Genomic DNA, 11,982 nt, shown 5'->3' on the forward strand with positions numbered 1-11,982 from the left:
GCAATCGCGGGTCAAGTCGAGGCGTCACCTCGACTGACCCGCGATGAGGCCATTACTGCCCGGTGTAGATCTGGTCGAAAATCCCGCCATCGTTGAAGTGGGTTTTCTGCACGGTGCGCCAGTCACCGAAGGTCTTCTCGACCGAGAGGAAGTCGACTTTCGGGAAGCGGTCGGTGTACTTGGCCAGCACCGCTGGATCACGCGGACGCAGGTAGTTGTTGGCGGCGATTTCCTGGGCCTCAGGCGACCACAGGTATTTCAGGTATGCCTCGGCGGTGGCGCGGCTGCCTTTCTTCTCGACCACCTTGTCGACCACACTCACCGGTGGCTCGGCTTCGGCGGAGACGCTTGGGTAGATGACTTCGAACTGGTCACGACCGAACTCGCGGGCGATCATTTCGGCTTCGTTCTCGAAGGTCACCAGCACGTCGCCGATCTGGTTGGTCATGAAGGTGGTGGTGGCGGCGCGGCCACCGGTATCGAGCACTGGCGCCTGCTTGAACAGCTTGCCGACAAAGTCCTTGGCCTTGTTCTCGTCACCGCCGTTCTTCAGCACATAGCCCCAGGCCGAGAGGTAGGTGTAGCGGCCGTTACCGGAGGTTTTCGGGTTTGGCACAATGACCTGGACGCCGTCTTTGAGCAGGTCGGGCCAGTCTTTCAGGGCCTTGGGGTTGCCCTTGCGCACGATGAACACAGTGGCCGAGGTGAACGGCGCGCTGTTGTTCGGCAGGCGCGTGACCCAGTTGTCCGGCACCAGCTTGCCGTTGTCGGCCAGGGCATTGATGTCGGTGGCCATGTTCATGGTGATGACGTCAGCCGGCAGGCCGTCGATTACCGAACGGGCCTGCTTGCTCGAGCCACCGAACGACATCTGCACGGTGATCTTCTCTTTGTGCTCGGCTTCCCAGTGCTTCTGGAACGCGGCGTTGTAATCCTTGTAGAAGTCGCGCATCACGTCGTACGAGACGTTCAGCAGCGGCGCCGGAGCGGCCTGGGCCACGGAGCCGAAGGCGAGGCTTGCGGCCAGAAGCGAGGCACTGAAGAGTTTTTTCACTGCGCATTCCTTGTTCGAGTTAGCGTTAAAGGCATTATGCCAGCGACTATAACGGTTGGGCTTTAGGCGCTAAAAGATTAAAAAGTGCTTTGCTTATTCCATTTTTTTGAACAGCGCATTGCCGCAGCGCGAGCAGAACGCCGCGCCGTGCTCGTGGCTGTTTTTCCGGCACACCGGGCAGTCGTGCTGCAGCTGTTCGCCGCGCATGGCGTTGGCAAGCTCGGCGGTGAAAATCCCGGTGGGCACGGCGATGATCGAGTAACCGGTGATCATCACCATCGACGACAACACCTGGCCCAGCGGGGTCTTGGGCACGATGTCGCCAAAGCCGACCGTGGTCAGGGTGACGATCGCCCAGTAGATGCCCTTGGGGATGCTGGTAAAGCCATGCTCGGGACCTTCGACCACATACATCAGGGTGCCGAACACGGTGACCAGGGTCGAGACGCTGAGCAGGAACACGATGATCTTCTGCTTGCTGCCGCGCAGCGCCGCGAGCAGGTAATGGGCCTGCTTGAGGTAGGGGCTGAGCTTGAGCACGCGAAAGATCCGCAGCATACGTACGACGCGGATGATCAGCAGGTATTGGGCGTCGCTGTAGTACAGGGCGATGATCCCCGGGACGATCGCCAGCAGGTCGACCAGGCCATAAAAACTGAAGGCGTAGCGCAAGGGCTTGGGCGAGCAATACAAGCGGATCAGGTACTCGACCAGAAAGATCGCGGTAAAGCCCCACTCGACGGCCGCCAGCAACCCGGCATAACCCTGGTGCACCTCGTCGATGCTGTCGAGGATCACCGTTACCAGGCTGGCGAGAATGATCAGCAGGAGGATCTTGTCGAAGCGCCGGCCGGCCGTGGTGTCGGTTTGAAAGACGATGACGTAGAGCCGCTCGCGCCAGCTCGAAGGGGTGTCCATAGGCTCGTTCCAAAGGCAGATGGGCAGAGCCTAGGGGCTGCACCTCAGCTGTGCAAGCGACGCCGGCTGTGGGATAGCGGCAGGCGCAGCAGGCGGCCACCGGCGTGCAGCAGCCAGCAGGCGAGAATGAACGGCGCGGTCAGGCCGGCGACCGGCAGCAGGCTCACCGCTGGTTGCAGGGCAATTGCCAGGACGATGGCCAGCAGCGGCAGCCAGGGCCGCTGGCGTTCCTGGCTGAAGGCCAGGGCGGCGAGGGCGGCATTGAAACCGAACAGGCCGTTGTAGGCCGCCGTGGCCTCGCCACCGATCAACGCCACGCTGCCGCCGATGGCCGAGCCGAGCAGGGCCCAGACGGCGGCGTAGCGATTGGAGATCAGCAGGCCGAGGGCGATCAGCACGCCGGCCAGCGGCTGGTCGAGCAAGAAGATCTGCCCAAGGCCGCGGGCCAGGGCGAACAGCGGGTTGGCCTCGACACTGGTGCTGGTGGCGCTGGCGGGTTCGGCCATGGCCAGGGCGGCCCAGCCGAGCAACACGAACGGCGCGGTATAGGCAGGCAGCAGTGGCTTGAGGCCGCGCTTGAGCCACTGGTGCACGAGCATGCTGCTCAGGCCGCCAGCGGCGATGATCAGTGGCGGCAGAATCGCCGACCAGGGCAGGGCATAGCTGATCAGCAGGCCAATCAGCACGCCGTTGTAGCTGTACAGGCCGGCCTGGCGGTCAGTGCGGTTGTAGCCACGGCGCTGGGCAGTCAGTAGCCCGGCGAGGGCCCCGAGTAGCGCGCCGCCGACCAGGTCGGGCGCGGTCAGGGTGATAGCCAGCAGGCAGCACAGGCCACACAGCGGATTGCGCTGCAGCAGCACCTGGCTGAAGCCGTTGAGCAAGGCAGTGGCCCAGTCGGGGCACGGGTTGACGAAATTCTTGGTGTACATGGGGGCAGTCTGGGTTGATGTGGAGTGGGGAGCCTCTTTGGGCCGGGTTGTCCCACCTGGGGTTTGTGTTGCATTCATCGCGGGTCAAGCCCGCTCCCACAAACCTGTGGGAGCGGTCTACCTCAGATCAAGGTCTCGATCCGCAGCGTGTTAGTCGACCCCGGCTTGCCAAAAGGCACACCGGCAGTGATCAACAGCGTGTCGCCGCGGCTGGCCATGCCCTGGGCCTGGGCGATCTCCAGGGCGGTGGAGCAGATCTCGTCGACCTGGCGCAAGCGATCGTTGACCACCGAATGCACACCCCAGGCCACGCTCAGGCGCCGGGCGGTGGACAGGTTGGGCGTCAGGTTGAGGATCGGCGCCCGTGGCCGCTCGCGCGCAGCGCGCAGGGTCGAAGCCCCCGATTCGCTGTAGTTGACCAGCACCGCCACCGGCAGGATGCCGCTGATGCGGCGGATTGCGCAGCTGATGGCATCCGACACAGTGGCCTCGGCTTTTGGCCGGCCAACGTCGAGCTGGGCCTGGTAATCCGGGCCGTTCTCCACCTGGCGGATGATCTTGCTCATCATCTGCACCGCTTCCAGCGGGTAGTCACCCGAAGCGGTCTCGGCCGAGAGCATCACCGCATCGGCGCCTTCGGCCACGGCGTTGGCGACGTCGGTGACTTCGGCGCGGGTCGGGGCCGGGGAGAAGCGCATCGATTCGAGCATCTGCGTGGCCACCACCACCGGTTTACCCAGTTCGCGGCAGGTGTTGATGATGCTCTTCTGGATCTGCGGCACGCTTTCGGCCGGCACTTCCACGCCCAGGTCGCCACGGGCAACCATGATCGCGTCGCTGAGCTCGGCAATGGCGCGCAGTTGGGTCACCGCCGAGGGCTTTTCGATCTTGGCCATCAAGTAGGCACGGTCACCGATCAGCTGGCGCGCTTCGACGATGTCTTCCGGGCGCTGCACGAACGACAGCGCCACCCAGTCCACGCCCAGTTCCAGGCCGAAGCTCAGGTCGCGGCGGTCCTTGGCGGTCAGCGGGCTGAGGTCGAGCACCGCTTGCGGCACGTTGACGCCCTTGCGGTCGGACAACTCGCCGCCGTTGAGCACTTCGGTCTCGATCGCGTTGCTGTGCTTGGCGGTTACCCGCAGGCGCAGCTTGCCGTCGTCGAGCAGCAGGTCCATGCCCGGCTCCAGCGCAGCGATGATTTCCGGGTGCGGCAGGTTGACCCGCTCAAGCGTACCCGGGGTGCTGTCCAGGTCCAGGCGCAGGGCCTGGCCGCGTTGCAGCTGGACCTTGCCCTCGGCAAAACGGCCGACGCGCAGTTTAGGCCCCTGCAGGTCCATGAGGATGCCCAGCGGGTAGTTGAGCTGGCTTTCCACCTCGCGGATCCACTGGTAGCGCAGGGCGTGGTCTTCGTGCTCGCCGTGGCTGAAGTTCAGGCGAAAGATGTTCACCCCGGCCTCGACCAGCTGGCGGATGTCATCGATGCCCTTGATCGCAGGACCGAGGGTGGCGAGGATTTTGACTTTTTTATCTGGCGTCATGTCAGGCACTCTCGAGAATCAGGATGGCGCGAAAATCGTTGACGTTGGTCCGCGTCGGCTCGGTAACGATCAAGTCATCGAGCGCGGCGAAGTAGCCGTAGCCATTGTTGTTGTCCAGCTCGTCACTGGCCGACAGGCCCAGGGCCGCGGCGCGGGCGTAGCTGTCCGGGGTCATCAGTGCGCCGGCGTTGTCTTCGGAGCCGTCGATGCCATCGGTGTCACCGGCCAGGGCATAGACCCCGCGCAGGCCCTTGAGGCTTTCGGTCAGGCTCAGCAAAAACTCGGCGTTGCGCCCGCCACGGCCATTGCCGCGCACGGTCACGGTGGTTTCGCCACCGGAGAGGATCACGCAGGGTGGCGACAGCGGCTGGCCGTGCTGGACGATCTGCCGGGCGATGCCGGCATGGACCTTGGCCACCTCGCGCGACTCGCCTTCGAGGTCGCCAAGGATCAGCGGGCTGAAGCCGGCCTGGCGGGCTTTGACCGCTGCCGCTTCCAGCGACTGCTGGGGCCGGGCGATCAGCTGGAAGTGGCTGCGGGCCAGGGCCGGGTCGTCAGCCTTGACGGTCTCGGAGGCCGGGTTGTTGAGCCAGGCGGTGACCGCAGCAGGCGCTTCGATGTTGTAGCGCTTGAGGATCGCCAGGGCTTCGGCCGAGGTGCTCGGGTCGGCCACGGTGGGGCCGGAGGCAATGACCGTGGCCAGATCCCCGGGTACATCGGAAATCGCATAGGTATAGACGGTGGCCGGCCAGCAAGCCTTGGCCAGGCGCCCGCCCTTGATCGCCGAGAGGTGCTTGCGCACGCAGTTCATCTCGCCGATGGTCGCGCCGGATTTGAGCAGGGCCTTGTTGATCTGTTGCTTGTCGGCCAGGGTCAGGCCTTCGGCAGGCAGCGCCAGCAGCGCCGAACCACCGCCGGAGAGCAGGAAAATCACCCGGTCGTCAGCCGTGAGGTTGCTGACCATTTCCAGTACCCGCTTGGCCACGGCCAGGCCGGCGGCATCCGGGACCGGGTGGGCGGCTTCGACCACTTCGATTTTCGAGCAGCTGGCGCCATGGCCGTAGCGGGTAACCACCAGGCCGGAAACCGGGCCCTTCCAGGCGCGCTCGACGACTTCAGCCATGGCCGCGGCAGCCTTGCCGGCGCCGATGACGATGACGCGACCGCTGCGGTCGCTGGGCAGGTGGGCTTCAAGGACCTGGCGGGGATGCGCGGCATCGATGGCTGTGGCGAACAGCTCGCGCAGAAAGTGTTGCGGATCGACCGACATGGCAGGCTCCAATCTTATTGTTTTTCAAAATCGAAAACGCCCCTGGTTCTGCCTCCGTGCAGGCCGACCCAGGGGCGCTGAAAGCGGCAAGCTTCAAGCTCCAAGCCGCAAGAGAAAGCGGATCGATGCGCGGCCTGCTTTTACTTGCAGCTTGAAGCTTGCAACTGGCCTCTTACTCTTCACCGCGGATCGAGAAGTTGGCCATGTGCTCAAGGCCCTTGATCAGCGCCGAGTGGTCCCAGTTGGCGCCGCCGATGGCCGCGCAAGTGCTGAACACTTGCTGGGCGTTGGCGGTGTTGGGCAGGTTGATGTTCAGTTCCTTGGCGCCTTGCAGGGCCAGGTTCAGGTCTTTCTGGTGCAGGCTGATACGGAAGCCCGGGTCGAAGGTGCCCTTGATCATGCGCTCGCCGTGCACTTCGAGGATTTTCGACGAAGCGAAGCCGCCCATCAGTGCTTCACGCACCTTGGCAGGATCGGCGCCGTTCTTGGCGGCGAACAGCAGCGCTTCGGCCACCGCCTGGATGTTCAGGGCGACGATGATCTGGTTGGCGACCTTGGCAGTCTGGCCGTCGCCGCTGCCGCCGACGCGGGTGATGTTCTTGCCCATGACCTGGAACAGCGGCAGGGCGCGTTCGAAGGCGTTCGGGCAGCCGCCGACCATGATGCTCAGGGTCGCGGCCTTGGCACCGACTTCACCGCCGGACACCGGCGCGTCGAGGTAGGTGGCGCCGGTGGCCTTGATCTTCTCGGCGAAGGCTTTGGTGGCGGTTGGCGAGATCGAGCTCATGTCGATCACCACCTTGTTCGGGCCGACGCCCTGGGCCACGCCGTTGTCGCCGAACAGCACCGCTTCAACCTGCGGGGTATCGGGGACCATGACGATGATGAATTCAGCTTCCTGGGCCACTTCTTTCGGGTTGGCCAGGGCTACGGCGCCGGCGGCGACCAGGTCGGCAGGCGCGGCGTCGTGGTGGGTCGAGAGGAACAGGCTGTGACCGGCTTTTTGCAGGTTCTGCGCCATTGGGCGGCCCATGATGCCGGTGCCGATAAATCCGATTTTAGCCATGAGAAATGCCTCTTGTAATTGTTGGATGCAGGGCACTGTAGGAGCGGGCTTGCCCCGCGATTTGATAGTGGCCGTACCGCCGCTATCGCGGGGCAAGCCCGCTCCTACAGGGAATCCTTAAATCGCGTTATGGGTCTTCAGCCAGCCAAGGCCCGCTTCGGTAGTGGTCAGCGGCTTGTATTCACAGCCCACCCAGCCCTGGTAGCCGATGCGGTCCAGGTGTTCGAAGAGGAAGCGATAGTTGATCTCGCCAGTACCCGGCTCGTTGCGGCCGGGGTTGTCGGCCAGCTGGATGTGGTTGATCTTGGCCAGGTTGCTCTGCACGGTACGGGCAAGATCGCCCTCCATGATCTGCATGTGGTAGATGTCGTATTGCAGGTACAGGTTGCTGCTCGCCACCTCGGCCTGGATCTCCAGGGCCTGTTTGGTGGTGTTCAGGTAGAAGCCCGGGATGTCGCGGGTGTTGATCATTTCCATGACCAGCTTGATCCCGGCGGCCTGTAGCTTGTCGGCGGCAAACTTGAGGTTGTCGACGAAGGTCTTGCGCACCGTGGCGCAGTCCGGGCCTTGTGGACGGATGCCGGCCAGGCAGTTGACCTGGGTGTTGCCCAGCACCTGGGCGTAGGCGATGGCCAGATCGACACCGGCGCGGAATTCCTCGACACGGGCCGGGTCGCAGGCGATGCCGCGATCACCCTTGGCCCAGTCGCCGGCCGGCAGGTTGAACAGCACCTGGGTCAGGCCGTGGGCATCGAGCTGCTGCTTGATTTCAGCCGAGCTGAAGTCGTACGGGAACAGGTACTCGACACCGCTGAAGCCGGCGTCGGCAGCAGCCTTGAAACGGGCGAGGAAGTCCTGCTCGGTGAACAGCATGGACAGGTTGGCGGCGAAACGTGGCATGGTTGTCTCCTTGCAAAAAGGGGCCCTGTGCACCCGGCAGCAGGGCCTTCGCAGCGATCAGTCGAGCAGGGAAATCGCGGTTGGCGCGTCGTTGCCGACCAGGGCCAGGTCTTCGAATTCGTTGACCGCGTTGATTTCGGTGCCCATGGAAATGTTGGTCACGCGCTCGAGGATAACCTCGACCACCACCGGTACCCGGAACTCTTCAGCCAGCTTTTGCGCCTTGAGCAGGGCCGGGGCGATCTCGCCAGGCTCGGTCACGCGCAGGGCCTTGCAGCCCAGGCCTTCGACCACGGCGACGTGATCGACGCCATAACCGTTGAGTTCCGGCGCGTTGACGTTCTCGAACGCCAGCTGCACACAGTAATCCATCTCGAAGCCGCGCTGGGCCTGGCGGATCAGGCCCAGGTAGGAGTTGTTCACCAGCACGTGGACGTAGGGCAGGTTGAACTGCGCGCCCACTGCCAGCTCTTCGATCATGAACTGGAAGTCATAGTCGCCCGACAGTGCCACGACCTTGCGAGTCGGGTCGGCCTTGACCACGCCCAGCGCCGCAGGAATGGTCCAGCCCAGCGGGCCGGCCTGGCCGCAGTTGATCCAGTGGCGCGGCTTGTAGACGTGGAGGAACTGTGCGCCGGCGATCTGCGACAGACCGATGGTGCTGACGTAGCAGGTGTCCTTGCCGAACACCTGGTTCATTTCCTGGTAAACGCGCTGCGGCTTGACCGGCACGTTGTCGAAGTGGGTCTTGCGCTGCAGGCTCGACTTGCGCTGCTGGCAGTCTTCGAGCCAGGCGCTGCGGTCCTTGAGCTTGCCGGCGGCTTTCCACTCGCGGGCCACTTCCAGGAACACGTCCAGGGCGGCGCCAGCGTCGGAAACGATACCCAGGTCCGGGGTGAACACGCGGCCAATCTGGGTCGGCTCGATGTCGACGTGAATGAAGCGGCGGCCTTCGGTGTAGACGTCAACGGAGCCGGTGTGACGGTTGGCCCAACGGTTGCCGATACCCAGCACCACGTCGGACTTGAGCATAGTGGCGTTGCCGTAGCGGTGCGAGGTCTGCAGGCCGACCATGCCGACCATCAGCGGGTGATCGTCAGGGATGATGCCCCAGCCCATCAGGGTCGGGATCACCGGGATACCGGTCAGCTCAGCGAATTCCACCAGCTTGTCGCAGGCATCGGCGTTGATGATGCCGCCACCGGCGACCAGCAATGGACGCTCGGCAGTGTCGAGCATGGCCAGGGCTTTCTCGACCTGGACACGGTTGGCCGCAGGCTTTTGCACCGGCAGCGGCTGGTAGGCATCGATGTCGAATTCGATCTCGGCCATCTGCACGTCGAACGGCAGGTCGATCAGCACCGGGCCTGGGCGGCCGGAGCGCATTTCATAGAAGGCTTTCTGGAACGCATATGGCACCTGGCCGGGTTCCAGAACGGTGGTCGCCCACTTGGTCACCGGCTTGACGATGCTGGTGATGTCGACGGCCTGGAAATCTTCCTTGTGCATGCGGGCACGCGGCGCTTGGCCGGTGATGCACAGGATCGGGATGGAGTCGGCCGAGGCACTGTACAGGCCGGTGACCATGTCGGTGCCGGCAGGGCCGGAGGTGCCGATGCACACGCCGATGTTGCCGGCCTTGGTGCGGGTGTAACCCTCGGCCATGTGCGAGGCGCCTTCAACGTGACGAGCGAGGACGTGATCGATACCGCCGACTTTCTTCAGGGCCGAGTACAGGGGGTTGATGGCTGCACCCGGAATGCCAAACGCGGTTTCCACACCTTCGCGGCGCATCACCAGAACGGCTGCATCAATTGCTCTCATTTTGCTCATGGTTTTGTGCCTCTTTGATTTTGTAATTGTATACAAATGGCTTTTCACCAGAGTGTATTCACGCCAGGCGACTCTGGTCAATCCATTTTCATCGGCGATCGGCGCTTTCGTCGGGAAGCCTTTAAAAATGGCGTTTCGTCAGAATTGGTTCATCGCGTCGAAATTATTGTATACAAAAATATTCGCCATTGTGTTCTATTTGTTCTATTGATTTTTACACCTGCCCTCGGGCTTCTAACAACAAGAGGACCTTTCCATGAACGCTTTGACCCTGAAAGTCGCTGTCAGCCTGGTGAACGCTGCGCTGGTGGCCGGGCGCAAGATCTCCTCCGCGCCGCTGACCGTGGCGGTGCTGGACAGCGGCGGTCACCTGCTGGCACTGCAGCGTGAAGACGGCGCCAGCCTGCTGCGCCCGCAAGTGGCGATGGGCAAGGCCTGGGGCGCAATTGCCCTGGGCAAGGGCTCGCGCCTGCTGGCGCTGGACGCGCAACAGCGCCCGGCGTTCTTCGCCGCGCTCAATGGCCTGGGTCAAAGCCCGGTGGTGCCGGCGCCGGGCGGGGTGCTGATTCGTAATCAGCAGGGCGTGGTGCTGGGGGCGATCGGTATCAGTGGCGATACGTCGGATATCGACGAGCAGTGCGCGATCAGTGCGATCGAAGAGGCGGGGTTGACGGCGGATGCCGGTGTAGCGGCTTAAAATGTATCGCGGGTCAAGTCGAGTCGTCGCACCGCCGCTCCCACAATCACCTGACCCTGTGGGAGCGGCGGTGCGACGACTCGACTTGACCCGCGATGGATGCACTACCGATCAAGCGTCCGGCTCACAGCCCTTGAGCACCAAACGAATGATGGTCTGCGCCGCCGCTTCATAATCGCTGTCATCGAGCTTGGCCTTGCCGGTGACCACCGAGATCTGCCAGTCGAAGTCGGCGTAGGTCTGGGTCGCGGCCCAGATGCTGAACATCAGGTGGTGCGGGTCGAGCGGGGCGATCTGGCCGCGGTCGATCCACGCCTGGATGCACTCGATGTTGTGCCGGGCCTGGTCGTTGAGCTGCTCGACCTGGCTCGGGCTCAGGTGCGGCGCGCCGTGCATGATCTCGCTGGCGAACACCTTGGAGGCGAACGGCAGGTCGCGGGAGATGCGCACCTTGGAGCGGATGTAGGCGCTCAGCACTTCTTTGGGATCGCCGTCGGCATTGAACGGTGTCGACGCCTGCATGATCGGCTCGATGATGCTTTCCAGGACCTCGCGGTAGAGGTTTTCCTTGGACTTGAAGTAGTAATAGACGTTGGGCTTGGGCAGGCCGGCCTTGGCCGCGATGTCGCTGGTCTTGGTGGCAGCGAAGCCCTTGTCGGCAAACTCTTCACTGGCCGCGCGCAGGATCAGTTCTTTGTTGCGCTCGCGAATGCTGCTCATGGTTGACGCTGTTCCTCGTGTCTGGCCGCTGGCGGCACCCGGGCCTGGGAGGGCGGTTGCGCATGGTAGCACCGCGTTCGCAAGCGGCTCAAGGTGGCGACTTTGAGCTAGACTGTGGCCCTCTCAACCCGCTGGAATCAGGCAAACATGGCAGGAAGCAGTCTTCTGGTATTGATCGACGATATCGCCACGGTACTCGACGATGTCTCGGTAATGACCAAGGTCGCGGCAAAAAAGACCGCAGGGGTGCTGGGCGACGACCTGGCGCTTAATGCCCAGCAGGTTACCGGCGTGCGCGCCGAGCGGGAAATCCCGGTGGTCTGGGCGGTGGCCAAGGGCTCGTTCCTCAACAAACTGATCCTGGTGCCGGCGGCGCTGTTGATCAGCGCCTTCATCCCCTGGGCGGTGACGCCGCTGCTGATGGTCGGCGGCGCGTTCCTGTGCTTTGAAGGCTTCGAAAAGCTCGCGCACAAGTTCCTCCACAGCAAGGAGCAAGACCAGGCCGAGCATGCGGCGCTGACCGAGGCGGTGGCGGACCCGGCAGTCGACCTGGTGGCCTTCGAGCAAGGCAAGATCAAGGGCGCGGTGCGCACCGACTTCATCCTTTCGGCCGAGATCATCGCCATCACCCTGGGCGCGGTCGCCCATGCGCCGCTGACCCAGCAGATCATCGTGCTCTCGGGCATCGCCATTGTCATGACCATCGGTGTTTATGGCCTGGTGGCCGGCATCGTCAAGCTCGATGACCTGGGCCTGTGGCTGACCCAGAAGGCTTCCAGCGCCGCCAAGGCGATCGGCAACGGCATCCTGCGCGCGGCGCCGTACATGATGAAAAGCCTGTCGGTGATCGGCACGGCGGCGATGTTTCTGGTCGGTGGCGGGATTCTGGTGCACGGCGTGGCGCCGCTGCACCATGCCATTGAAGCCTTCAGCGCAGGCCGCGGCGGCGCCTTGACCGGCGCCTTGCTCAACGCCGGCGTCGGTATCGTTGCCGGCGCCGCGGTACTGGCGGTGGTGGCGGTCATCGGCAAGCTCTGGCGTGCTGCCAGAGCCTGAT

General features: G+C 63.7%; 11 protein-coding genes. 2 read left to right on the forward strand and 9 right to left on the reverse strand.

Going from position 1 to position 11,982, the window contains the following annotated elements:
• Nucleotides 1–52: 52 nt before the first annotated feature.
• The 8 genes from LOY37_RS08205 to gcl form a co-directional block, all read right to left on the reverse strand.
• Nucleotides 53–1,054 carry a sulfate ABC transporter substrate-binding protein gene (locus LOY37_RS08205; RefSeq protein WP_123568109.1) on the reverse strand — a complete coding sequence of 334 codons (1,002 nt, stop codon included), beginning with the start codon at nucleotides 1,052–1,054 and terminating at the stop codon, nucleotides 53–55.
• A gap of 93 nt (nucleotides 1,055–1,147) precedes the next feature.
• Nucleotides 1,148–1,972: an ion transporter gene (locus tag LOY37_RS08210; protein WP_045200389.1), complete on the reverse strand. Its 825-nt coding sequence runs from the start codon at nucleotides 1,970–1,972 to the stop codon at nucleotides 1,148–1,150.
• A gap of 44 nt (nucleotides 1,973–2,016) precedes the next feature.
• Nucleotides 2,017–2,901: an urea transporter gene (locus LOY37_RS08215; RefSeq protein ID WP_258716619.1), complete on the reverse strand. Its 885-nt coding sequence runs from the start codon at nucleotides 2,899–2,901 to the stop codon at nucleotides 2,017–2,019.
• A gap of 122 nt (nucleotides 2,902–3,023) precedes the next feature.
• Complete coding sequence (gene pyk, locus LOY37_RS08220; protein WP_258716620.1) at nucleotides 3,024–4,439, reverse strand: pyruvate kinase; 1,416 nt, start codon at nucleotides 4,437–4,439, stop codon at nucleotides 3,024–3,026.
• A 1-nt stretch (nucleotide 4,440) separates the two neighbouring features.
• On the reverse strand, nucleotides 4,441–5,709 hold the full coding sequence (locus LOY37_RS08225) for a glycerate kinase (RefSeq protein WP_045200395.1): 1,269 nt from the start codon (nucleotides 5,707–5,709) through the stop codon (nucleotides 4,441–4,443).
• Between the two features lie 172 nt (nucleotides 5,710–5,881).
• On the reverse strand, nucleotides 5,882–6,775 hold the full coding sequence (locus LOY37_RS08230) for a 2-hydroxy-3-oxopropionate reductase (protein ID WP_045200397.1): 894 nt from the start codon (nucleotides 6,773–6,775) through the stop codon (nucleotides 5,882–5,884).
• 117 nt (nucleotides 6,776–6,892) lie between these two features.
• The gene (gene hyi / locus LOY37_RS08235) at nucleotides 6,893–7,675 is read right to left on the reverse strand and encodes a hydroxypyruvate isomerase (RefSeq protein WP_093385501.1); all 783 of its coding nucleotides are present in this window, start codon (nucleotides 7,673–7,675) and stop codon (nucleotides 6,893–6,895) included.
• A gap of 57 nt (nucleotides 7,676–7,732) precedes the next feature.
• Nucleotides 7,733–9,508 carry a glyoxylate carboligase gene (gcl, locus tag LOY37_RS08240; RefSeq protein WP_045200404.1) on the reverse strand — a complete coding sequence of 592 codons (1,776 nt, stop codon included), beginning with the start codon at nucleotides 9,506–9,508 and terminating at the stop codon, nucleotides 7,733–7,735.
• Between the two features lie 256 nt (nucleotides 9,509–9,764).
• Here gcl and LOY37_RS08245 point away from each other — a divergent pair, with 256 nt between their 5' ends.
• Nucleotides 9,765–10,205 (forward strand): heme-binding protein, encoded by a 441-nt coding sequence (locus tag LOY37_RS08245; RefSeq protein ID WP_045200407.1) that lies wholly within the window; start codon nucleotides 9,765–9,767, stop codon nucleotides 10,203–10,205.
• A 111-nt stretch (nucleotides 10,206–10,316) separates the two neighbouring features.
• Here LOY37_RS08245 and LOY37_RS08250 read toward each other — a convergent pair whose 3' ends face one another.
• A complete protein-coding gene (locus tag LOY37_RS08250) occupies nucleotides 10,317–10,925 on the reverse strand; it encodes a TetR/AcrR family transcriptional regulator (protein WP_010225109.1) in 609 nt (202 codons plus the stop codon).
• Nucleotides 10,926–11,072: 147 nt separating this feature from the next.
• Here LOY37_RS08250 and LOY37_RS08255 point away from each other — a divergent pair, with 147 nt between their 5' ends.
• Entirely contained in the window at nucleotides 11,073–11,981 is a 909-nt protein-coding gene (locus LOY37_RS08255) for a DUF808 domain-containing protein (RefSeq protein ID WP_045200409.1), read from the forward strand.
• The last annotated feature ends 1 nt before the right edge of the window (nucleotide 11,982 follow it).

The sequence above is a fragment of the Pseudomonas sp. B21-012 genome (assembly GCF_024749305.1).
In the GTDB taxonomy this organism is placed as follows: domain Bacteria; phylum Pseudomonadota; class Gammaproteobacteria; order Pseudomonadales; family Pseudomonadaceae; genus Aquipseudomonas.